Raw genomic sequence first — 21785 nt, 5'->3', positions numbered from 1 at the left:
TTTCGTTCGGCTGGACACCGCCCAGGCCGGGATGGTTGTGCAAGCACCGCCGAAGCGACGGGGAATCCGGGACAACCCCGGTCTGTGGTGTGGACGGGGTCCACTCGGTGAGGCACAGCGGCGGCCGGGCGGTGTGTGCGTGTGGTGTGGGAACTGTTCCCACAGGTGGGTTTGTCCCGGATTCCCCGTCGCGTCGGCGGGCGTAGCCAAGCAGGCCGGGCCGGTGGTGTCAAGTCGCTGATACCCGGCCACCAGCTGGGCGATCCGACTTGATACCACCGGACCGGTCTGCTTCCGTAAGGCGACGATGCGACGGGGAATCCGGGACAGAGGCGACCACAAGCAACAACCGGCAGCCGACTACGCGGCCCCCACTCCCCGGAGCGAGGCCGCTCGCCGCGCAGGCGCCGCCGGAGGCGCCCTTCAAGCCCTTGACCTTGCCCTTGACCTTCGCAGTTGCCCTTGACTGTCGCAGTAGACCCCACCACCTACCCACACCACCGCCGCCCCGCGAAACCAGCACCACCCCCGACCCGCGCCACCAACGGATCCCGCAAACCCTGCGCGAAGCCGTATAAAAAGCCTCTAAAACCCACCACCCAACCGCACCAACACCCCCACCCCGACCCACACAAAAGCCAGGGGCGCCTGTTATGGGGAACCATCCGCCGCCTGGGCCACCACGAGGGTGTCGATGGCCGGCTGCGGGGCGCGGTCGGTCTGCCGGTGGACGCGCTCGGCGCGGGCGATCTTCAGATCGCTGAAGTGCTCCAGGGCGCCGGTGACGCGCTCGGGCGTGTAAAGGATCGCAGGGTCCTGCGGGCCGCCCACGCCGTCGGCGATGTTGGTGACGTCGTGGCCGACGACGACCAGCGTGCCGCCGGGCGCCAGCGCCTTCGCGGCGTCGCGGAGGACGGCGGCCAAGGGTTCGGCGTCGAGGTGCAGGTAGGCGATCACGACGGCGTCGTAGGCGCCGTCCGGGGGCCGGTGGTCCAGCACGTCGGCGAGGACCCACTCGACGTCCAGGCCGTGCTCGGCGGCCTGGGCCCGGCCGCGCGCCAGGGCGTTCTCGGCGAAGTCGACGGCGGTGGCGTGCCAGCCCAGGCCCGCGAGCCACAGCGCGTTGCGTCCCTCCCCGGCGGCCAGGTCCAGCGCCCGGCCGGCGGGCAGCGGGCCGAGGACCTCGGCCACGAAGCGGTTCGGAGCCCAGCCCCACACGGACTGGGACTGGTCGTAGTACCGCTCCCACGTGTCGCGGTCCTCGGCGGCGGTCATCAGACGGCGGCGCTCTCGGCGTCGGCGCTCTCGGCGGCAGCGCCGGCGTCCGCACCCTCGGCGGCCCGCTCGGCCAGGGCCTTGCGCACCTCGTCCATGTCCAGGGCGCGGGCCTGGGCGATCAGGTCCTCCAGCGCCGACTCCGGCAGCGCGCCGGGGTGCTGGTAGAGGGTGACGCCGTCGCGCACGATCATCAGCGTCGGGATCGAGCGGATGTCGAACGCCATCGCCAGCTCCTGCTCGGCCTCGGTGTCGACCTTGGCGAAGACGATGTCCTCGTGCTTGTCGGCGGCCTTCTTGTACACCGGCGCGAACGACCGACACGGCCCGCACCACTCGGCCCAGAAGTCCACGAGCTTGATGCCTTCGCCCTCGATCGTCTCGGTGAAGGTGTCCTTGGTCAGTTCCACGACGGCCACAGCCGTGCCTCCTCGCTGCTCGACGGGGTCTCGGTCGGATACCCCGCAGGGTATAACCGGACGGGGGTGGGGAGTATTCCGGCGCGCCGCCGTCGCCGGAAGCGCCACGTCCGCCACAGTGAAAACGCCGAGCCGCGGACTCCCGAGGTGGGAATCCGCGGCTCGACGACCGGACCGTCTAGCTCTGGTGGTCCAACTCCAGCAGCATCGCCGCCGACCAGCTGAACCCGCGCGAGTTCATCGCCGAGCCGTCCGCCGGGTTGTAGTTCTCCATCAGCGGCCCGTCGCCCATCATGCCCTCGGCGTTGCCACGCAGCTTCGCCGCCAGCGCCGTCGCGTCGGCCGTGTAGCCGTAGCGCTTCAGGCCCTCCAGGGCGAAGTACGCCTGGTCCAGCCACACCGCGCCGCGCCAGTAGCCCGTCGGGTCGTAGTACGGCGAGCTCGCCCCGACCGTCGGGAACGGCAGCCGCGTGTCGAACTCGGTCGGCGACACCAGCTTCGCCCGTACCGCCGCCGCCTGCGCCGGGGTCGCGATGCCCGCCCACAGCGGGATCGCGCCCTCGATGCCCCGGCCGCGCGCGGTCAGGGGCTGGCCGGTGGTGAGGGAGGCGTCGTAGAACCAGCCGGTGGCCGGGTCGTACATCTTCTGCCGCACGGCCGCCCCGACCTGCTTCTCCGAAGCCTGATAGCGCGCGGCGTCTGCGGGGTGTCCCAGACGTGCGGCCATCTGCGCGAGGATGCCGTCCTCGGCGGCCAGGTAGGAGTTCAGGTCCACCGACTCCTGCGTCAGCGAGTAGCCGACCACCTTCCCGGCCGCGTCGGTGTTGTCCACCACACCGGCGCCAAGGGCGGCGTCGAAGCGCGGCGCGTTGTCCATGCCGCTCTCCCAGGCCGCGGCTTGGCGTTTGTCCTCCCCGGTCACGTTCTGCGGGTCGACCGTCGCGCCGTACTCCGCGAGGCCGTCGTTGTTGTGGTCGCGGTCGCGGTACCACCAGTCGTGGTACGCCACCAGCTTCGGATACATCTCCTTCAGGAAGCTGACGTCCCCGCTCTCCTCGTACACCGACCACACCGCCCACGCGGCCAGCGGCGGCTTGGAGTTGCGCTCGTTCCAGTTGCCGCCGCCTTGGGCCGGGTCGTTGTAGAAGATGCAGTCCGGGATCATGCCGGCGTCCTGGGGACGGTCCGCCGAGGCGCTGGTGACCTGGTAGTCGAACATCGACCGGATCTGCGACTCGGCCAGGGCCGGGTCGAAGACCGCCGTGCCGACCGCCTGTTTCCAGGTGTCCCAGGCCCAGAATCCGCTGAACCACTTGTTGGAGATCGACGGGGTGACTCCGTCGTGCTGCAACGCCCCGGCGGCGCTGCGCCAGTTCGTCGTCAGCGTCTCCACCGACTTCACCGCCAGCGCCTGGCGCGCGGCCGGGACGCCGCGGACCGCGGAGGCCACGTAGCCGCGCCAGCGCTGCTCGTCGGCCGCCACGACCGCGCCGGGGGAGCGCAGCGTCCTGGCGATCACCGGCTGCTCGGCGGCGTAGTCGGCGCCGGTGAAGGTGTAGGACTCGGTCCAGGTCAGCGTCTGCCGGCCGTGCGGGCCCAGCTTCAGCGGGGCGTCCAGCGCCGTGGTGTACGCGTCGCCGGCCACCGAGGTGGTCACCGGCTCGGCGTGCGTCACCTGGAACTTCTCAGTCCCGTCGGTCAGGTAGTCCCAGGTCTGCCGCACCTTCGCGAAGCCCACCGAGACGCCGGTGGACGTCGCGTGCAGCGAGGGCGCGCTCTTCATCGGCTCGGTGTCCGGGCGCAGCAGCGAGCCGGTCCAGCCCGCGCCGACCTTCCGGGCGTGGCCGCTGGTGTTCTCCACGAACGCCTGCACCAGCGCGGTCCGGTCGCTCGCGTAGCGCAGCTGCATCACCACGTGCAGGCCGTCCACGTCGAAGCTCTGCTGCAACATCCCCGGCAGCGAGGTGAACACCGGGTCCGTCGCCGAGGCCAGGTCGATGGCGCGGCCGTTCTCCGAGAGCGTCAGGTGGCTGATCCCCTTGCTCAGCCACCACGGGTACTCCTGGGCGATGTACAGCGGACCGGTGAAGGCCCCGTACGAGGACGTGTCCCCGGCCTTCGGCAGGGCGTAGGCGTGCCACGCGCCGCGGTCGGCGAACACGCCGATCGGGTTGACGTCGGTCGCCGGATCCCCGGGCAGCGCCACGCTCGGCACGCCCTGGAGGTCCAGCACGTTGGCGAAGGACCCAGGGGAATCGGGTTTCTGCGGCGGCCCGGCCGAGGCCGCGGTCACGGGAAGTACGAGACCCACGCCGAGCACCAGCCCGGCCAGGGCCCGCAGCGAACGGGACATGATCACCTTCCTACCTTCAGGACCGCGACACCCTGTGCGGCCAGATGGGCGGGACGACTGCCGGTCAGCAGGTTCACCGCGCCGAACGGCACGGCGGAGCCCAGGTCGACCTGCTTGTCGCCGTGGTTGAGAAGGAAGTAGTAGTGGTGCGACTCCGAGCTGCGGCAGACCACCTCGACCCCGCTGAACGCCAGCGACGAGGCCAGGGACGGCCACACCACGGCCGGGCGCACGGCCTCGGCGAGGACCTTCTCGATGTCCCCGCCCAGATCGCAGCTGACGTACCACGCCCGGCCCTCGCCGAAGTCGTTGCAGGTGACCGCCGGGCGGCCCTTCAGCGCGCCCTCGGTGTAGTGCGCGACGGCCCGGGCCGTGGTCGCGCCGATCCACTCGCTCCAGCGCACCGCCGAGGGCGTGCGGTGGTACCCGATGCTGTAGCTGTGCTTGTGTTTCTTCTTCGCCTGCGAGGATTCCTCGTCGGCGACGAAGGAGACCTCGACCGAGCGCCCGTCCGGGATCGGCCACCACTCGTCCACGGCCACCCCGAGCACGTCCTTCAGCGGCCCGGGGTATCCGCCGCCGGTTCCGTCGACACCCTGGTGGATGTGGTCGAGCTCGTCGACGATCCCGCTGAAGTAGCCGACGACGAGATACCCTCCGCCGTACACGTAGTCGGACAGCCGGGAAGCGTTCTCGGTGCTCACCGAATACAGGTTCGGCGCCAGCACCACCTTGTAAGGGCTCAGATCCGCGTCCGGCGGCACGAAGTCGACGACGTGGTTCCACCGGTGCAGCAGCGAGTACCAGCTCAGGATCTGCTCCTTGAGCCGTACCCGCGCCGAGGGGTGGTCCTCGGCCTCCAGCGCCCACCACGAGTTCCAGTCCAGGACGATCGCGACCGTGCTCTCGATCCGGCTCCCGGCGACCTCCGTCAGCTTCGCCAGCTCCTCGCCGAACTTGACCGTCTCGCGCCATCCCCGCGACTGCGTGCCGCCGTGCGGGAGCAGGGCGCTGTGGAACTTCTCCGCGCCGGCGCGCGAGGCCCGCCACTGGAAGTGCATGACGCCGTCCGCGCCGCGCGCCACGGTCTGCAACGACCACAGCCGCCGCTGGTCCGGGGTCTTCGGCACGTTCACCGCGCGCCAGCTCACCGCCGAGGGCGCCTGCTCCATCAGGAGCCAGGGCTTGCCGCCGCCGAGCGAGCGCATCAGGTCGTAGTTCATCGCCGCCTGGACGTGGGCGGAGGAGTCCGCCGGGTCGGGGTAGGCGTCGTCGGAGACCACGTCCTCGTGCGCGGCCCACTTCCAGTAGTCGAGGTCCTTCATCATCGACATGAAGTTGGTGGTGACCGGGATCTCCGGCGTCACCTCCTTCAGGACCGTGCGCTCGGCGAGGAAGCAGGCCAGCAGGGCGTCGGAGCTGAACCGGCGCCAGTCCAGCAGCTGCCCCGGATTGACCGGCCCCGGGGCCGTGCGCGGCGGCTCGATCTGCGCGAAGTCCGAGTACCGCTGGGACCAGAACTCCGCGCCCCAGGCGAAGTTCAGCTGCGCGATGTCGTCGCCGTAGCGCTCCCGCAGCCAGCGGCGGAAGTCCGCGGCCGACACGTCGCAGAAGCACTCGGTGACGTGGTCGCCGTACTCGTTGTGGATGTGCCACAGGGCCAGCGCCGGGTGCTCGCCGTACCGCTCGGCGATCGCGCGGGCCAGCTTGGTCGCCGCCTCGCGGTAGACCGGGGACGAGGGGCAGTAGTGCTGCCGCGAGCCGAACTCCAGGCGCACGCCGTCGGCGGTGACCGGCAGCGTCTCCGGGTACTGGCGCACGAACCAGGCCGGCGGCGAGGCGGTGGCCGTGGCCAGGTCCACCGCGATGCCCCGGCTGTCGAACAGGTCCATCAGCCGGTCCAGCCAGGCGAAGTCCCACTCGTTCTCGGCGGGCTGCAGCCGGGCCCAGGAGAACACCCCGAGCGTCACCATCGTGACGCCGGCGTCCCGCATCAGGTTGGCGTCCTGCTTCCAGACGGACTCCGGCCACTGCTCCGGGTTGTAGTCCGCTCCATACAAAAGACCTTCTACACGCGTGATCATTCCTTGACCGCTCCTCCCAACAAGCCGGATACGAACTGCTTCTGGAAGATAAAGAAAATGAGCATCAGAGGGAGGGTTGCCAGGAAACTGCCGAGGATCAGGCCCGAATAGTCCACATGCGTCCCGCCGACCAAGGTGTAGAGGGCGACCGGTGCGGTGTATTTGTCCTGGGAATCCAGCATCAGCAGCGGCCACAGGAAGGCGTTCCACTGGCTCATGAAGGTGAAGATCGCCAGGGCCCCGAGTTGTGGCTTCACCACAGGGAGCACGATCCGGTAGAAGGTGCGGATGTCGCCGGAGCCGTCGATGCGCGCCGACTCGATCAGCTCGTCGGGGAAGTCCAGGAAGGCCTGGCGCATCAGGAAGATGCCGAACGAGTTGGCCAGGAACGGCACGATCACCGCCTGGTAGCTGTTGACCCAGCCCAGGTTCGACATCATCTGGAACAGCGGGACCAGCAGCACCTGGAACGGCACCATCATGGTGGTCAGCACCAGGCCCAGGAGCAGCCCGCGGCCCCGGAAGCGGTACTTGGCCAGGCCGTAGCCGGCCATCGCCGAGATCAGGCCGCTGGCCAGCGTGTAGACGACGGCGATGCCGACGCTGTTCAGCATCACCCGGCTGAAGCCGATCGAGTGCTCCAGGGCCTTGATGTTGCTGATGAAGTGCCCGCCGGGGACGAACGGCGGCGGGGAGTGGAAGAGCTCGTCGTTGCTGTGGGTGGCGGCGACCACCATCCAGTAGAACGGCAGGATGCTGACCAGCGCGCCGACCGTCAGCAGCAGCAGGATGAACCAGCGGCGCAGGAGCTTCGGATCGACCGTCATCCCCGCCTCCTTTCCGACCTGGCCGTGCTCGCGGCGCGGTCCGACTGCCCGAAGAACCTGAACTGGAGCACCGACAACACACCGATGATCAGCACCACGGCCCAGGCGATGGCGGAGGCGTAGCTGAAGTCCATCTGGTCGAAGCCGACCTTGTAGAGGTAGAGGACCGGCGTCATGGTGGCGTTGTCCGGGCCGCCCTTGGTCAGGACGAAGTTCTCGTCGAACAGCTGGAGCGTGCCGATGGTCGAGGTGATGGAGCAGAACAGGATCACCGGCCGCAGCTGCGGTATCACGATCTTGCGGAACGTAGTCACGGCGCCCGCGCCGTCGATCGCGGCGGCCTCGTACTGCTCCTTGGGGATGGCTTGCAGCCCGGCGAGCAGGATCACCGCGTTGTAGCCGGTCCAGCGCCAGGTGATGGTGCCGATCAGCGCCACCCGCGCCCACACCGGGTTGTTCAGCCAGTCCACCGGGCTCACCCCGAACCAGCCGAGGGCCTGGTTGACCATGCCGCCGTCGGTCTTGAGCAGGACCCGGAAGACGACGGCGTAGGCGACCAGCATCGTGACCGAGGGCAGGAAGAAGGCGATGCGCCAGGTCCCCTTGAAGCGCAGCCAGGACTGGTTCAGCACGCAGGCCAGGACCAGCGCCAGCCCGATCATCAGCGGGACCTGGAAGACCAGGAGCAGGCCGGTGTTCCACAGCGACTTCCAGAAGACCGGGTCGTGCAGCATGCGGCGGTACTGGGCCAGGCCGGCCCACGTCTGAACGCCGCCGTCGTCGCTGGTGAAGCTCTGATAGAGGCTGGCGCCGAGGGGATAGGCGAAGAAGAAGACGAACAGGGCTGCTGCCGGGCCGGCGAAGGCCCAGTGGACGATCCGGAAGTGGGGAACTCCCCACTTGGTTGCGGGCTCGGTCGGCGAGCGGCGGCGCTGTTGTGCGGCTGTGGCGGTGGCCATGGCGCTACTGCGCGATCTGCCGGCCGGTCGCGGAGGCGATCTGCTGCGCGGCCGAGTCCAGTGCCGACTTCGGGTCCTTGCCGCCCTGCAGCACCGAGTTCGTGGCGTCGGTGACCAGGTCGCCGGCCTTGGAGTAGTCGCCGGTGTACTCCACCGGGGCGATGTCCTTGGCCAGATCGGCGAAGGTCTTGAAGGTGGTCTGGCCGCCGTAGTAGTCCTGGGGGCCGGTGATGTAGGGGTCTGAGAGGGCCGGCTCGAAGGCGGGGAAGATGCCTTCGTTCTTCAGCATCGAGACCTGGTTGTCGGCGTTCGCCAGACAGAACTGGATGAAGGCCCAGGCCGTCGCCGAGTTCTTGCTCTGCGCCGAGATGTTCAGCAGCGAGCCGCCGTTGTTGGAGGTACGCACGCCGCCGGAAGCGAAGGCCGGCAGTGGTATCGCGCCGAACTTGCCCTTCAGCTCGGGCATCTCGTCGGTGAGGGTGCCGGACCACCAGACCGCGGTCGGGGTGGTGGCGACCTTGCCGTCCTTGGTGGCCGCGACCAGCGCGTCCCAGCCCTTCTCGTAGTCGACCAGGCCCTTGTCGCTGAGCTCCTTCAGGACGCCCATCGCCTTGAGGGCCGCCGGGGTGTCCACCGCGATCTTGCCGTCGACGAAGTAGCCCTGGCCCTCCTGCTGGAGCATCATCGGGAACGTGCTGTCCCCGGTGGGGTCCATCACCAGCAGCTTCTTGCCGGTCTTGGCCTTGATCTGGACACCGGCCGCGACGTAGTCGTCCCACGTCCGGATCGACGACGGGTCGACGCCCGCCTGCTGGAAGATGTCGATCCGGTAGAAGACGCCGCAGGGCCCGATGTCCCACGGGAGCGCGTACACCTTGCCGGCGGTGTCCGTGCCGGTGGCCCAGGCGGCGGCGTTGAACTGGGACTTCAGCGGACCGGCCAGGGTGCTGAGGTCGTAGAAGCCGCTGGGGAAGGTGCCGATGTAGCTCTGCATCTTCGGTCCTTCGACCTGGAGGACGTCCGGGAGCCCGGCGCCCGACTTCAGCCCGACGGTGATCTTGTCGTAGGCGTTGTCGTAGCCGATGTCGACCACGTTCACCTTCACACCCGGGTGCTGCTGCTCGAAGGCCGGTGCCAGGCGCTTGAGGGCCTTGGCCGCCACGTCCCAGGACCAGACCGTGATGCTCCCGCCGACCTGGGCCTGTGCCCCGGTCTTGACCGTCGGCGCGGGCGTCTTCTTCCCGCCGCCGGTCGCGCATCCGCCGGTCACCGCGACCGCGAGGGCCCCGACGCCCGCTCGCAGCACCGAACGCCGACTTGTCCGCATTGACATTGACACCGTGCCCTCCCTTGCCGCAATACTGAATGCTGTATACAGCACACTGTATGACGGCCATCCGTCAAGAGGTAAGAGCGAGGCAACCTGTGGGCCACCCGTACATCCCCAACAGCGACCCCGAGATCAGAGCCCGGATGCTGGCGGCGATCGGCGCGTCGAGTGTCGAGGAGTTCTACGCCGACATCCCCGACGCGATCCGGCTGCACCGGCCCCTGGACCTGCCGGCGCCGCTGCGCTCGGAAGCCGAACTGGTCCGGCACATGGACCGTCTGCTGTCCCGCAACAAGCCGGCCGAGCTCAGCTTCCTGGGCGCCGGCTGCTACCGGCACCACGTGCCGGCGGTGGTGGAGGAGGTCGGCAACCGCAGCGAGTTCCTGACCGCCTATGCCGGCGAGCCGTACGAGGACCACGGCCGCTTCCAGGCGCTGTGGGAGTACCAGTCGCTGATGGGCGAACTGCTGGAGCTGGACGTCGTCAACGTCCCGACCTACGACGGCTTCCAGGCGGCGGGCACCGCGCTGCGCATGGCCGGCCGCGCCACCGGCCGCCGGCGGCTGCTGGTCGTCGGACCGGTCGACCCGGACAAGCTGTCGAAGATCGAGGACTTCGTCCGCCCCGACCACGACGTCGAGGTCCTGGACGGCACCCACGACGGCTGGCAGGCCGCCGACCTGGTGGTCGGCGCCGACGTCGCCGCCGTCTACATCGAGGCCCCGAACTACCACGGGGTGCTGGATCCCGCGCTGCCGCTGCTCTCCGAGCGGGCGCACGCGGTCGGCGCGTTGTTCGTGGTCGGCTGCAACCCGATCTCGCTGGGCGTGGTGGCCTCCCCGGCGTCCTACGGCGCGGACATCGTCTGCGGCGACATCCAGCCGCTGGGCATCCGCATGAGCTTCGGGGGCGGCGCCGCCGGGTTCATCGCCACGCGGGACGAGCAGCGCCTGGTGCGGGAGTTCCCCTCGCGGCTGTTCGGCGTGGTGCCGACGGTGGTCGAGGGCGAGTACGGGTTCGGCGACGTGTACTACGACCGGACGTCGTTCGCGTTGCGGGAACAGGGCAAGGAATGGGTCGGGACCGCGGCCGCCCTGAACGGGATCATGGCCGGCGTCTACCTCGCGTTGATGGGACCGCGCGGGATGCGGGAGATCGGGGAGACCATCCTCGCGCTGACGGCCTACGCCCAGGAACGGCTGGCGGCGGTGCCGTCCGTCTCGGCGCCGAATGCCGCGTCGGTGTCGTTCGCCGACTTCGTGGTCCGCTTCACCGGGTCGCGCACCGCGTCCGAGATCAACGCCCTGCTTCTGGAGCAGGGCATCCAGGGCGGCAAGGTGCTGTCCGAGACCGACGCGCTGTTCTGCGTGACCGAGATCCACACGCGCGAGGACATCGACCGCCTCGCCGCCGTTCTTGAGGAGATCGCCAAGTGAGCGCGCTGTCGCCGCACACCCCTGTTTCGCCCGCCGACGCGCGGATCGCGCCCAAGCCGCGGCTGCGGCGGTTCCACCAGGCCCGGTGGGACGAGCCGCTGATCTTCGAGCTGGACAGCCCGGGGGAGCGGGGGGTCGAGGTGCCCCGCACGGACCTTCCGGTGCCGGCGTTGCCCGCGGGGCTCGCGCGGCCCGCCGCGCCGGCGCTGCCGGAGATGTCGCAGCCGCACGTGCTGCGGCACTACATGCGCCTCTCGCAGGAGACGCTGGGCGTCGACCTGAACGTCGACATCGGGCAGGGCACGTGCACGATGAAGTACAGCCCGAAGGTGAACGACTCCTTCGTCCGGGACCCGCGCATCGCCGAACTGCATCCGTTGCAGGATGAGGGAACGGTGCAGGGCGTGCTGGAGATCCTGTACCGGCTCGAAGGGCTGCTGAAGGAGATATCCGGGATGGACCGGGTGTCGTTGCAGCCCGGGTCCGGGTCCTCGGCGATCTACGCGAACGTGTCGATGATCCGGGCATACCACGCCTCGCGCGGCGAGGACGGTGTGCGGGACGAGATCATCACGACCCAGTTCTCGCACCCCACCAACGCGGCGGCGCCGAAGACCGCCGGGTACAAGGTGATCACCCTGATGCCGGACGCCGACGGGTACCCCGACATCGAGGCGCTGCGGGCCGCTGTCGGGCCGCGCACGGCCGCGCTGCTGATCACGAACCCCGAGGACACGGGCATCTTCAACCCGCGGATCGAGGAGTTCGTGCGGCTGGTGCACGGCGTCGGCGGTCTGTGCTGCTACGACCAGGCCAACGCGAACGGGATCCTGGGCATCACCCGGGCCCGGGACGCCGGGTTCGACCTGTGCCACTTCAACCTGCACAAGACGTTCTCGACCCCGCACATGTGCGGCGGCCCGGCGGCGGGTGCGTCCGCGGTGACCTCGGCCCTGGTCCCCTTCCTGCCGCGGCCCACGATCGAGTTCGACGGGACCCGCTACCGGCTCGACGACGACCGGCCGGAGTCGATCGGCAAGATCCGGCCGTACTACGGCGTGGTGCCGAACCTGGTGCGGGCCTACGCGTGGATCATGGCCCTCGGCGGCGAGGGCCTGCGGGCGGTCGCCGAGACCTCGGTGCTGAACAACAACTACCTGATCGCGAAGGTGCTGGAGATCGAAGGGGTGTCGCTGCCGTACGCGCGCGGCCGGCGGCGGGTCGAGCAGGCGCGGTACAGCTGGGAGAAGCTGAACGCGGATACCGGGGTCCACTCCGAGCAGATCGGCTACCGGGTGTCGGACTTCGGCACGCACTACTGGACGAGCCACCACCCCTACCTCGTACCGGAGCCGATGACGCTGGAGCCGACGGAGTCGTACTCGCAGGCGGACCTGGACGAGTACGCGGCGATCCTGGCGGAGGTGGCGCGCGAGGCTTATGAGAACCCTGAGGTGGTGCGGACCGCGCCGCACAACGGGCCGATCCACCAGATGCGGGACGCGTCGCTGGAGGATCCGGGGACGTGGGCCGTGACGTGGCGGGCTTATCAGCGGAAGCTTGGGTGAGCGGCGTGCTGACCGACGCCACCCCGGTCGCCGACTTCCGGGCCGGCGTTGCGAACAATCAATCGGGACCGGGCTCGTGAGAGTCGGGCTCGTGGTGAACCCGGTCGCCGGCGTCGGCGGCCGGGTCGGCCTCAAGGGCAGCGACGGCGCGGAGGTGCAGGCACGGGCTTTCGCGTTGGGTGCGGTGCCCCGTGCCGCCGAGCGCGCGGCGGTCGCACTGTCCGAGTTGGCTGCGCGGCGGCGGGATGTCGCCGTGCTGACCGTCGCCGGGGCGATGGGCGAGGAGGCAGCGCGTGCTGCCGGGTTGGCGCCCGAGGTGGTCTTCTCCGCCGGTGAGCCGACCTCGGCCGCGGACACCGTCGCGGCGGCCCGGGCTTTGGCGTCGCGGGTCGATCTGCTGCTGTTCGCCGGCGGCGACGGGACGGCGCGCGACGTCTTGGAGGCGGTCGGCGATGCGGTGCCGGTGCTCGGGATCCCGACCGGGGTGAAGATGCACTCGGCGGTGTTCGCCGTGAATCCTCGGGCGGCCGGCGAGGTGGCCGCGATCGCGACGCGGGTGCGCGATGCCGAGGTCGTCGATCGGGTGGACGGTTCGCCGCGGTTGTTCGGCTACCTGCGTGTGCCCGATGTCCCGGCCCGCGTTCAGCAGCGCAAGATCGGTGGTTCGAGTGTCACGCCCGATGCGGTCTCCGGGATCGCCACCGAGCTTCGTGCGCTGCTGAGTCCCGGCGATCTGCTTGTCCTCGGTCCCGGGACGACCACCCGCGCGGTCGCTGCCGTCTGGGGCCTGGAGGTTCCGGTGCTCGGCGTGAACGTCATCGAGGGGGACGAGATTGTCGCCTCCGATGTCGGCGCGGACCGGCTTCTCGACCTCGTCTCCGGCCGGCCGGCGCACATCGCGCTGACCCCCATCGGCGGGCAGGGGTTCCTGCTCGGGCGGGGCAATCAGCAGCTCTCGCCCGAGGTGCTGCGGGCGGTGGGGCTGGAGCGGCTGCACGTCGTGGCGACCGAGGCGAAGGTCGTGGCGCTCGGCGGGCGTCCGCTGCTCGTCGACACCGGCGACGATGTGCTTGACCAGGCGTTCCCCCGGTATGTGCGGGTCATCACGGGGTGGCGCCGTACGATCCTTTATCCCCTGAGCAATCCTCTGAGCAATCCCCTGAGCTGTTCCCTGAGTGAAAGGCAGTCATGATGATCGACCTGACCGGCAAGAGCGCGATCGTGACCGGCGGGGCGTCGGGCATCGGGCGGGCCACCGCCGCGGTGCTCGCCGAACTCGGCGCGGGTGTTGTGGTCGCGGACCTCGATGCCGAGCGCGGGGAGGAGGCGGCGAAGGAGGTCGGGGGTGTGTTCGTGCGCTGCGATGTGTCGCGGGCGGCGGACTGCGATGCCGTCGTCGAGGCCGCGGTCGCCGCGTACGGGGGTGTCGACGTGCTCTTCAACAACGCCGGGATCATCCGGCGCTCGACCGTGCTGGACATCGCCGAGGACGACTGGGACCTGGTGATGGCGGTCAACGTGAAGTCGATCCTGCTGATGAGCCGGCGGGTGGTGCCGCTGATGGCGGCGGCCGGGGGCGGGAGCATCGTCAACACCGGGTCGGGGTGGGGGATCAAGGGCGGGGGGAGCGCGATCTCGTATTGCGCGTCGAAGGGTGCCGTGGTGAACATGACGCGGGCCATGGCCATCGACCACGGGCCGCAGAACATCCGGGTGAACTGCGTCTGCCCGGGGGACACGGCCACCGGGATGCTGGCCGACGAGGCGCGCCAGTTGGGGGAGGCGGTCGACACGTTCTACGCCGATGCCGCCGACCGACCGCTGGGACGGATCGGGCAGCCGCGGGACATCGCGCAGATGGTGGCGTTCCTGGCCTCGGAGGCGGCGGCGTTCGTGAGCGGCGCGGTGATCCCGGTCGACGGCGCCGGGACGGCCTGAGGCGGCGGCGCGGCGCCGACTTGAGCGCTTGACCAGGGTGCCGGTGCCGAAAACCGGCCGGAGTGCGGAACAATGTGAACGACGGGCTGTGCAGGAGAGGTGACATCGGGATGGCGATCGAGCGGCGGCCGCTCCGCGAGCAGATCAAGGACGTGCTCCTGGAACGCCTGGGCCGGGGCGAGTTCGACCCGGACCAGCCCATCAACGAGGTGCACCTGGCCGCCGACCTCGGCGTCAGCCGCACCCCGCTGCGCGAGGCCCTGATCGGCCTGGAGCGCGAGGGCATCATCATCAGCGAGCGCGGCAAGGGCTTCCGCTTCGCCCCGATGAGCCCCCAGGAGTTCCGCGACCTGACCACCATCATCGCCACCCTGGAATCCCTGGCCCTGGAACTCTCACCCCCCGAGCACCTGAAGCAGATCGCCCCCCGCCTCCTGGAGGAGGCGCACGCCTTCTCGGCGCCCCAGGCCGAACTCGGCGTGATCGAGCGCTACGACGACGAGTGGCACGACCAACTCCTCTCCGGCTGCGGCAACGACCGCCTGATGGACCTGATCACCACCCTGAAGCTGACGATGCACCGCTACGAGCGCGTCGTGGTCGGCGACCGCCAGGTCCTCGAGCGCTCGGCGGCGGAGCACGAGAAGATCGCGGAGTGCCTGGCCGGCGGCGACGTGGCGGGCGCGGTGGCGGCTTTGAAGGCCAACTGGGAGAGCGGGATGCACCGGATTTTGGAGAAGCTGGGGAGTTAGGCGCGGCGGGGCACGGATGGGGCGGTCGGCGGGTGGGTCGGCGGTCGGCGTTCGCCGGTCGGCAGGTCGGCGGGTCGGCGGTCGGCAGTCGGCGTTCGCCGGTCGGCAGGTCGGCGGGCCGGCGCCTAGGCGGCCCGATCGAGGCGGGCGCGAGCCGCGTTCCTGATGCGGCGGGTTCGCCCCTGGCCTGCGAGGACTGTCAGCGCGCGGTGGGATCCGGCGTGCTCGGCGGTTCGGAGTTGAAGCCAGTTCGAGGCTTCGCCCAGATCCGCTGTGCTCCAGGGGCGCCCGGCGTCGATGTCCGCGAACAGTGACCATTCGCGCAGCCGGCGCTCGAGCGGCTCGCGTCCGTTGATCGCCGTGGCGACCTGCCGGGACCAGGCGGTGAAGGCCGCGCCGCTACCCATCTGTGCCGCCCTGAGGTCCAGGTGGCGCAGGATCGCGGAATCGGCCATGACCTGGTCGGGATCGCCCAGCACCGCGCTGATCACGGAGCACTCGTCGGGGCCGCCCGCCTGCGACAGAGCCTCCAGGTAGCCGCGGTAGCGGGCGTGCTCGGCCGGTTCGGGAGTCATGCGCGCATCCTGAACTCACCCGTTCTGTGCAGCGGTGTCTGCTGAGAGCAGACAAGCGGGACTCCGCTCGCCTGGGATCCGTACGCTCGAAGTATGACCGAGCCTCTGAGACTGCACGTGATCCAAGGCGGCCGCACCGATCAGCCGGCAAAGCGCGCTCAGCCGCGGAAGCCCGAGCAGCCGGCTCAGCCCGAGCAGTCGGCAAGGCCCGAGCAGCCCGCGAAGCCGGAGCCGCTGTGGCGCGAGGTGCTGGGCGAGCAGTTGCGTGAGCTGCGGCGGCAGCATCGGGAGAGCCTGGCCGAGACGGCCGGCCGGGCCGGGATCTCGCCGCAGTACCTCTCGGAGGTGGAACGCGGGCTCAAGGAACCGTCGAGCGAGATGATCGCGGCGGTCGCCGGCGCGCTCGGGACGACGCTCGGCGGGCTCGCCGAGTCGGTGGCCTTCGATCTGCGGGCGCGGCGGGAGGCGGCGCTGGTGGCGACGCGGCAGGCCTGGGTGGCGCGGCGGGATCTGGCTGCACATCAGGATCTGGCTGCACATCAGGATCTGGCTGTGCGGCGGACGTCGGCGACGCGCCGCTCGGCGGGCGGGCCGGTGATGCTGGCGCTGGCTGCCTGAGCCGGCTGTTTCAGCCGGCGTCGGCGGCGTGGCCTGGAGCGAGGCCGGACTGGTTTCTGGCACGCAGTCCGGCCGGCGACGAAGCTCGCGCTGCTCCCGAGGGCGCCCGGCGCGCTGCTTCCGAGACCCCGCCCGCTGCTCCTGAGGCCCCAGCGCCCTACTCCCGAGGCCCCAGCACATGGTCGGCGAGCCCGTACTCCACCGCCGCGGCGGCTGTGAAGACGCGGTCGCGGTCGGTGTCGTGGCGGAGGCGTTCGGCGGTCTGGCCGGTGTGGCGGGTCAGGATCGTCTCCAGTTCGGCGCGCATGCGGACCAGTTCGTCGGCCTGGATGATCAGGTCGGGGATGGCGCCTTGGCCGCGGGCGGCTGGTTGGTGCAGGACCACGCGGGCGTGGGGGAGGACTGAGCGCAGGCCCGGGGTGCCGGCGGCGAGGAGGACCGCGCCGACGGCGATTGCCTGGCCGACGCAGGTGGTGCGGATCGGGGCCTTGATGTGCTGCATGGTGTCGTAGACCGCGAGCATCGAGGTGAGGTCGCCGCCTTCGCAGTTCACGTAGAGGCTGATCTCGCGGTCGGGGCCGTCGGATTCCAGGTGCAGGAGTTGGGCGATGAGGGCGTTGGCCACGCCGGCGTCGATGGCCGTGCCCAGGTAGATGATGCGCTCGGTGAGCAGGTGCGAGTAGATGTCGGTGACGCGCTCGCCGCCGGGACGCTGGGTGGTCACGTAGGGGATGGTGTAGTTCATGGTGGCCGCCGTGTTCATGCCGAGATCCCGATTCGCCGGCGTTCGGGCACGACCTGTCCGAACGAGTCCACGATGTGGTCGATGAAGCCGTAGTCCTTCGCCTGCTGGGCGGTGAACCAGCGGTCGTGCAGGGAGTCCTCGAAGATCCGGTCGTAGGGCTGGGCGGTGTCCGCGGCGATCAGGCCGAGCACGGTGTTCACCATGTGCCGCAGGTCGTCGGCCTGCACCTCGACGTCCACCGCCGTGCCCCCGATGCCGGCCGAGCCCTGGTGCATCAGGATCCTGGCATGCGGCAGGGCGAAGCGGCGGCCGTGCGTGCCGGCCGAGAGCAGGAACTGGCCGGCGCTGCACGCCAGCCCCAGCGCCAGCGTCGAGACCTCGCACGGCACCAGGCGCATCACGTCGCGGATGGCCAGCATCGCCGGGACCGAGCCGCCGGGGGAGTGGATCCACAGCGAGATCCCGGCCTCCGGGTCCTCGGTGGCCAGGGACAGCAGCTGGGTGGCCAGCAGCGTCCCGTTGTCGTCGTCGAGCACGCCGTCCAGGACCAGGATCCGCCGGCTGAACAGCTGCTCACGGGTGCGCCAACTGAAGTGGGGCGTCTTCTCTTCTTCTGCCATGCCTCCACCGTGCCCCGGCACAGGAGGGCAAGGAACGCCGCGCTGCTGTGGGCGGATCAGCCCACAGCGGATCAGCTGACAGCAGCGGCGAGCTGGCGGAGCAGTACGCGGGGGGCCTCGACGAGCGAGGGCCCGTACCAGGTGAGATGCCGGCCGGAGACCAGGGCGGACGGCAGTCCCGGGAACGCTTCGGGGCCGTCAGCGGCGCTGAACGCATACGGCTCATCGGGCAGCACGACAAGCTCGGCGCCGCCGGCCAACAGATCGGGCAGTGGGATCTTCGGGTAGCGCTCGGGATGGTCGGCATAGATGTTCCGCACACCGAGCCGCGCCAGCACGTCACCGGCGAACGTGTCGCGCCCCAGCACCATCCAAGGCCGCCGCCAGATGGGGACGAACGATGGGACAGGCGGTGGCGTCGGCCCCAGCTCCGTCGCCACCGCCCACGCGGCCTCCGCCTCGTCCAGCCACCGCGGCCGGGCGAGCCCACATCCATCGGTCAGCATCCGATCCAGCTCGCCGAATGCCTCGTCGAGCGTCCGGATCCGGGTCAGCAGAACCGCGATCCCGGCCTCGCGCAACGCAGCGAGATCGACCTCCCGGTTCTCCTCCTCGTTCGCCACCACCAGATCCGGGGCCAGCGCGATGATCCGCTCGACATCAGGGTTCTTCGTCCCGCCGATCCGCTCGACATCCAGCTCGGCCGGATGCGTGCACCACGCCGTCGCCCCGACCAGTAGCCCCGGCGCCGTCGTCGCGATCGCCTCGGTCAACGACGGCACCAGGGACACCACGCGCATCAGGGAGCCTTCCGGGATCAGAAGTCGTCGTCGAACGAGACGCTACCGCCGACCGCCACCTGGTAGGCCGAGACCCGCCGCTCGAAGAAGTTCGACAGCTCCTGCACGTCCTGCAGCTCCATGAACCCCAGCGGGTTCGCGGTCCCGTACACCGCCTCCAGCCCGAGCTGCTCCAGCCGGCGGTCGGCGACGTGCTCCAGGTAGGCCCGCATGTCCGCCACCGGCAGGCCCGGCACCCCCGCGCCGAGCAGGTCCTGGGCGAACTGCGTCTCGCACTCCACGGCCTCGGCGAGCATCTCGCGCACCTGGCGCGCCATCTCGTCGTCGAACAGGTCCGGCTCCTCGGCGCGCACCGTCTCCACGACGTCGAAGGCGAAGGCCATGTGCATCGACTCGTCGCGGAACACCCAGTTGGTGCCGGAGGCCAGGCCGTGCAGCAGGCCCCGGGAGCGCAGGAAGTACACGTAGGCGAAGGCCCCGTAGAAGAACAGCCCTTCGATGCACGCCGCGAAGCAGATCAGGTTCAGCAGGAACGCCCGGCGGTCGTCCCGCGTCTCCAGGCGCTTCACGTCGCCGAGGGAGTCGATCCAGCGGAAGCAGAACTCTGCCTTGCGCCGGATCGAGGGGATGTTCTCCACGGCCGCGAAGGCCGCCGTGCGCTCGTCCTCGTCGGGCACGTAGGTGTCGAGCAGGTTCAGGTAGAACTGGACGTGCACGGCCTCCTCGAACAGCTGCCGCGACAGGTACAGCCGGCCCTCGGGGCTGTTGACGTGCTGGTACAGGTTCAGCACGAGGTTGTTCGCGACGATGGTGTCGCCGGTGGCGAAGAACGCGACCAGCCGGGAGACCAGGTGCCGCTCGGCCGGCGAGAGCCGGTCCAGGTCGGTGAGGTCGCTGTGCAGGTCCACCTCCTCCACGGTCCAGGTGTTCTTGATCGCGTCGCGGTAGCGGTCGAAGAAGTGCGGGTAGCGCATGGGGCGCAGGGTCAGGTCCAGACCCGGGTCGAGCAGCATGAGAGCGGATTCCTTAGGTGGGGTCTGGCTTTACTGGCAGGCTTCGCAGGCTTCGGGGTTCTCCAGCGAGCAGGCGATGGCCGCGTCGTCGGCGATCACCGCGACCGCCTCCTCCGTGGTCACGGCCACCGTCGCCTGCTGGATGCGCGTCGCCGGCCGCGAGCGCAGGTAGTACGTCGACTTCAGCCCGGCCTTCCACGCGTACATGTACATCGAGGACAGCTTCCCGATCGTCGGCGCGGCCAGGAACAGGTTCAGCGACTGCGACTGGTCGACGAACGGCCCGCGCGCGGCGGCCAGGTCGATCAGCGCCTTCTGCGGCAGCTCCCACGCCGTCCGGTACAGGGCCCTGATCTCCGCCGGCAGCGCCTCGACGCCCTGCACCGACCCCTCGGCGCGCTTGATCGTCTCGCGCACCGCCGGGGTCCACAGCCCCAGCGCCTTCAGCTCGCCGACCAGCGCGCTGTTGATCTGCAGGAACTCGCCCGAGAGCGTCTCGCGCTTGAACAGGTTCGACACCTGCGGCTCGATGCACTCGTAGCAGCCGGCGATGGAGGCGATGGTCGCGGTCGGGGCGATCGCCACCAGCAGCGAGTTGCGAAGGCCGGTGGCCGCGATCCGGCCGCGGACCTCGGACCAGCGCGTGGCGAGTTCCGGGGAGGTGGCGACGTTCCACAGGTCGGGCTGGAGCGCGCCGCGGGCCGCGCGGGTGTCCGCGAACGCCGGGTGCGCGCCGAACTCCTCGGCCAGCCCGGCCGAGGTCTCCAGCGCCGTCAGGTAGATCTCCTCGGAGATCCGGGTCGACAGCTCCCGGGCCCGCGGGTCGTCGAACGGCAGCCGCAGGGCGAAGAACGCGTCCTGCAGCCCCATCAGGCCCAGCCCGACCGGACGCCAGCGCGGGTTCGACGCCGCGGTCTGCTCGCTCGGGTAGTAGTTGATGTCGATGACGCGGTCCAGGAAGACGACGGCGGTGCGGACCGTGGCGCGCAGCCGGTCCCAGTCGACCGCGTCCCGGGACGGCGTCAGGTGCGCGGCCAGGTTGATCGAGCCCAGGTTGCAGACCGCGGTCTCGGCGTCGGAGGAGACCTCGATGATCTCCGTGCACAGATTCGACAGGTGCACGGTGTTACCGGGAACGCCGGTCTGGTTGCACAGGTTGTTGGAGGCGTCCTTGAACGTCATCCAGCCGTTGCCGGTCTGCGCCAGCGTGCGCATCATCTTCCCGTACAGCTCGCGCGCCGAGACCTGGCGGGCGTAGCGGCCCTCGGCCTCGGCCTCGCGGTACGCCGCGTCGAACTCCGCGCCCCACAGGTCCGGCAGCTCCGGCACCTGATCCGGGTCCATCAGGGACCAGACGCCGTCGGCCTCGACCCGCCGCATGAACTCGTCCGGGATCCAGTTGGCCAGGTTCAGGTTGTGGGTGCGGCGCGCGTCCTCGCCGGTGTTGTCCCGCAGCTGCAGGAACTCCTCGATGTCCGGGTGCCACGGCTCCAGGTACACACACGCCGCGCCCTTGCGCCGGCCGCCCTGGTTGACCGCCGCGACCGAGGAGTCCAGCGTGCGCAGGAACGGCACGATGCCGTTGGAACGGCCGTTGGTGCTGCGGATCAGCGCGCCGCGCGAGCGGACGCGGGAGAAGCCGATGCCGATGCCGCCGGCGAACTTCGACAGCCGCGCGACCTGGTGGTAGCGGTCGTAGATGGAGTCCAGCTCGTCGCGCGGGCTGTCCACGAGGTAGCACGACGACATCTGGGTGTGCCGGGTGCCGGAGTTGAACAGCGTGGGGGAGCTGGGCAGGTAGGCCAGCGAGGACATCAGGCGGTAGAAGCCGATCGCCTCCTGCGGGTCCTGCGACAGCCCGGCGGCCACGCGCAGCAGGAAGTGCTGCGGCGTCTCGATGACGCGCCGGGTCACCGGGTGGCGCAGCAGGTAGCGGTCGTAGACGGTGCGCAGCCCGAAGTACTCGAACCGGAGGTCGCCGTCGGGGTCGATCGCCGCGTCGAACTCCGCCGCCGAGGCGGCGACCAGGTCCGCGGTCACGTCGCCGATCAGGCCCTCCCGATGCCCGACGGCGATGGACGCGCTGAAGGAGGTCGCGCCCTGGCCCGCGGCCTCGGCGGCGACGACCTCAGCGAGCAGGCGCGCTGCGAGCTTCGAGTACTGCGGCTCCTCGCCGATCAGCTCGGCGGCGCTCTGGACGGCGAGGTCGGCGATCTGCTCCGCGGTCGCGGCCGGCGGCAGGCCCGCGAAGGTCTTGCGGGCGACGCGGCCCGGGTCGACGTCGGGCAGGTCGGCGGACCAGACGGTGATCCGCTGTTCCAGAGCGTGCTCGGTTTCCGCGACCTGATCGGCCTCAGCAACCTGCGCACCAGCCGTGGCCTGCTCCAGGGTGACCGTCACAACCTTCTCCTCGCCAGTCGTAGGTCCGGTCCGGACCGATGGCGAGCAGACACCGGAAGGCGCGCTGAAGTCG

Annotated in this window: 19 protein-coding genes; 6 read left to right on the top strand and 13 right to left on the bottom strand. The window is 70.2% G+C overall.

What is annotated here, in order from left to right:
• Positions 1-651: 651 nt before the first annotated feature.
• The 7 genes from ABIA35_RS45980 to ABIA35_RS45950 form a co-directional block, all read right to left on the bottom strand.
• Positions 652-1275, bottom strand: a complete 624-nt coding sequence (locus ABIA35_RS45980) for a class I SAM-dependent methyltransferase (RefSeq protein WP_370362219.1) — start codon at positions 1273-1275, stop codon at positions 652-654.
• The gene (trxA, locus tag ABIA35_RS45975) at positions 1275-1694 is read right to left on the bottom strand and encodes a thioredoxin (RefSeq protein ID WP_370362218.1); all 420 of its coding nucleotides are present in this window, start codon (positions 1692-1694) and stop codon (positions 1275-1277) included. Before trxA ends, ABIA35_RS45980 begins: the two co-directional genes overlap by 1 nt.
• Positions 1695-1872: 178 nt before the next feature.
• Positions 1873-4047, bottom strand: coding sequence for a trehalase family glycosidase (locus tag ABIA35_RS45970; RefSeq protein ID WP_370362217.1), 2175 nt, complete (start codon positions 4045-4047; stop codon positions 1873-1875).
• A gap of 2 nt (positions 4048-4049) precedes the next feature.
• Entirely contained in the window at positions 4050-6131 is a 2082-nt protein-coding gene (locus ABIA35_RS45965; RefSeq protein ID WP_370362216.1) for a beta-galactosidase, read from the bottom strand.
• On the bottom strand, positions 6128-6958 hold the full coding sequence (locus ABIA35_RS45960; protein ID WP_370344754.1) for a carbohydrate ABC transporter permease: 831 nt from the start codon (positions 6956-6958) through the stop codon (positions 6128-6130). The genes ABIA35_RS45965 and ABIA35_RS45960 overlap by 4 nt, the downstream gene beginning before the upstream one ends.
• Complete coding sequence (locus tag ABIA35_RS45955; RefSeq protein ID WP_370362215.1) at positions 6955-7917, bottom strand: carbohydrate ABC transporter permease; 963 nt, start codon at positions 7915-7917, stop codon at positions 6955-6957. The genes ABIA35_RS45960 and ABIA35_RS45955 overlap by 4 nt, the downstream gene beginning before the upstream one ends.
• A gap of 4 nt (positions 7918-7921) precedes the next feature.
• Positions 7922-9250, bottom strand: coding sequence for a sugar ABC transporter substrate-binding protein (locus ABIA35_RS45950; RefSeq protein WP_370362214.1), 1329 nt, complete (start codon positions 9248-9250; stop codon positions 7922-7924).
• Positions 9251-9342: 92 nt separating this feature from the next.
• Here ABIA35_RS45950 and gcvPA point away from each other — a divergent pair, with 92 nt between their 5' ends.
• The 5 genes from gcvPA (at position 9343) to ABIA35_RS45925 (ending at position 14941) form a co-directional block, all read left to right on the top strand.
• Positions 9343-10683, top strand: a complete 1341-nt coding sequence (gene gcvPA, locus ABIA35_RS45945; RefSeq protein WP_370344757.1) for an aminomethyl-transferring glycine dehydrogenase subunit GcvPA — start codon at positions 9343-9345, stop codon at positions 10681-10683.
• 5 nt (positions 10684-10688) lie between these two features.
• Positions 10689-12251: an aminomethyl-transferring glycine dehydrogenase subunit GcvPB gene (gene gcvPB / locus ABIA35_RS45940; RefSeq protein WP_370362222.1), complete on the top strand. Its 1563-nt coding sequence runs from the start codon at positions 10689-10691 to the stop codon at positions 12249-12251.
• 76 nt (positions 12252-12327) lie between these two features.
• The gene (locus ABIA35_RS45935) at positions 12328-13443 is read left to right on the top strand and encodes an ATP-NAD kinase family protein (RefSeq protein ID WP_370362213.1); all 1116 of its coding nucleotides are present in this window, start codon (positions 12328-12330) and stop codon (positions 13441-13443) included.
• The gene (locus ABIA35_RS45930) at positions 13443-14189 is read left to right on the top strand and encodes an SDR family NAD(P)-dependent oxidoreductase (RefSeq protein WP_370362221.1); all 747 of its coding nucleotides are present in this window, start codon (positions 13443-13445) and stop codon (positions 14187-14189) included. Before ABIA35_RS45935 ends, ABIA35_RS45930 begins: the two co-directional genes overlap by 1 nt.
• A 110-nt stretch (positions 14190-14299) precedes the next feature.
• On the top strand, positions 14300-14941 hold the full coding sequence (locus ABIA35_RS45925; RefSeq protein WP_370344759.1) for a GntR family transcriptional regulator: 642 nt from the start codon (positions 14300-14302) through the stop codon (positions 14939-14941).
• A gap of 125 nt (positions 14942-15066) precedes the next feature.
• On the opposite strand, the gene ABIA35_RS45920 is transcribed toward ABIA35_RS45925, so the two are convergent.
• Positions 15067-15516 carry a hypothetical protein gene (locus tag ABIA35_RS45920; protein ID WP_370362212.1) on the bottom strand — a complete coding sequence of 150 codons (450 nt, stop codon included), beginning with the start codon at positions 15514-15516 and terminating at the stop codon, positions 15067-15069.
• A gap of 93 nt (positions 15517-15609) precedes the next feature.
• Here ABIA35_RS45920 and ABIA35_RS45915 point away from each other — a divergent pair, with 93 nt between their 5' ends.
• Positions 15610-16134 (top strand): helix-turn-helix domain-containing protein, encoded by a 525-nt coding sequence (locus ABIA35_RS45915; protein ID WP_370362211.1) that lies wholly within the window; start codon positions 15610-15612, stop codon positions 16132-16134.
• A 157-nt stretch (positions 16135-16291) separates the two neighbouring features.
• Here ABIA35_RS45915 and ABIA35_RS45910 read toward each other — a convergent pair whose 3' ends face one another.
• The 5 genes from ABIA35_RS45910 to ABIA35_RS45890 form a co-directional block, all read right to left on the bottom strand.
• The gene (locus ABIA35_RS45910) at positions 16292-16897 is read right to left on the bottom strand and encodes a ClpP family protease (RefSeq protein ID WP_370344762.1); all 606 of its coding nucleotides are present in this window, start codon (positions 16895-16897) and stop codon (positions 16292-16294) included.
• Positions 16894-17499: a ClpP family protease gene (locus ABIA35_RS45905; protein WP_370344763.1), complete on the bottom strand. Its 606-nt coding sequence runs from the start codon at positions 17497-17499 to the stop codon at positions 16894-16896. Before ABIA35_RS45905 ends, ABIA35_RS45910 begins: the two co-directional genes overlap by 4 nt.
• Positions 17500-17570: 71 nt before the next feature.
• The gene (locus ABIA35_RS45900) at positions 17571-18299 is read right to left on the bottom strand and encodes a helical backbone metal receptor (protein WP_370344764.1); all 729 of its coding nucleotides are present in this window, start codon (positions 18297-18299) and stop codon (positions 17571-17573) included.
• Between the two features lie 17 nt (positions 18300-18316).
• Positions 18317-19312, bottom strand: coding sequence for a ribonucleotide-diphosphate reductase subunit beta (locus ABIA35_RS45895; protein WP_370344765.1), 996 nt, complete (start codon positions 19310-19312; stop codon positions 18317-18319).
• Between the two features lie 30 nt (positions 19313-19342).
• Positions 19343-21712 carry a ribonucleoside-diphosphate reductase subunit alpha gene (locus ABIA35_RS45890; protein WP_370362210.1) on the bottom strand — a complete coding sequence of 790 codons (2370 nt, stop codon included), beginning with the start codon at positions 21710-21712 and terminating at the stop codon, positions 19343-19345.
• Positions 21713-21785: the final 73 nt, after the last annotated feature.

Origin of the sequence: Catenulispora sp. MAP12-49, from assembly GCF_041262705.1 — a bacterium.
Lineage (GTDB): Bacteria > Actinomycetota > Actinomycetes > Streptomycetales > Catenulisporaceae > Catenulispora.
Note: the sequence above shows the minus strand (reverse complement) of the source record. Positions and strands in the feature narration are given on the sequence as shown.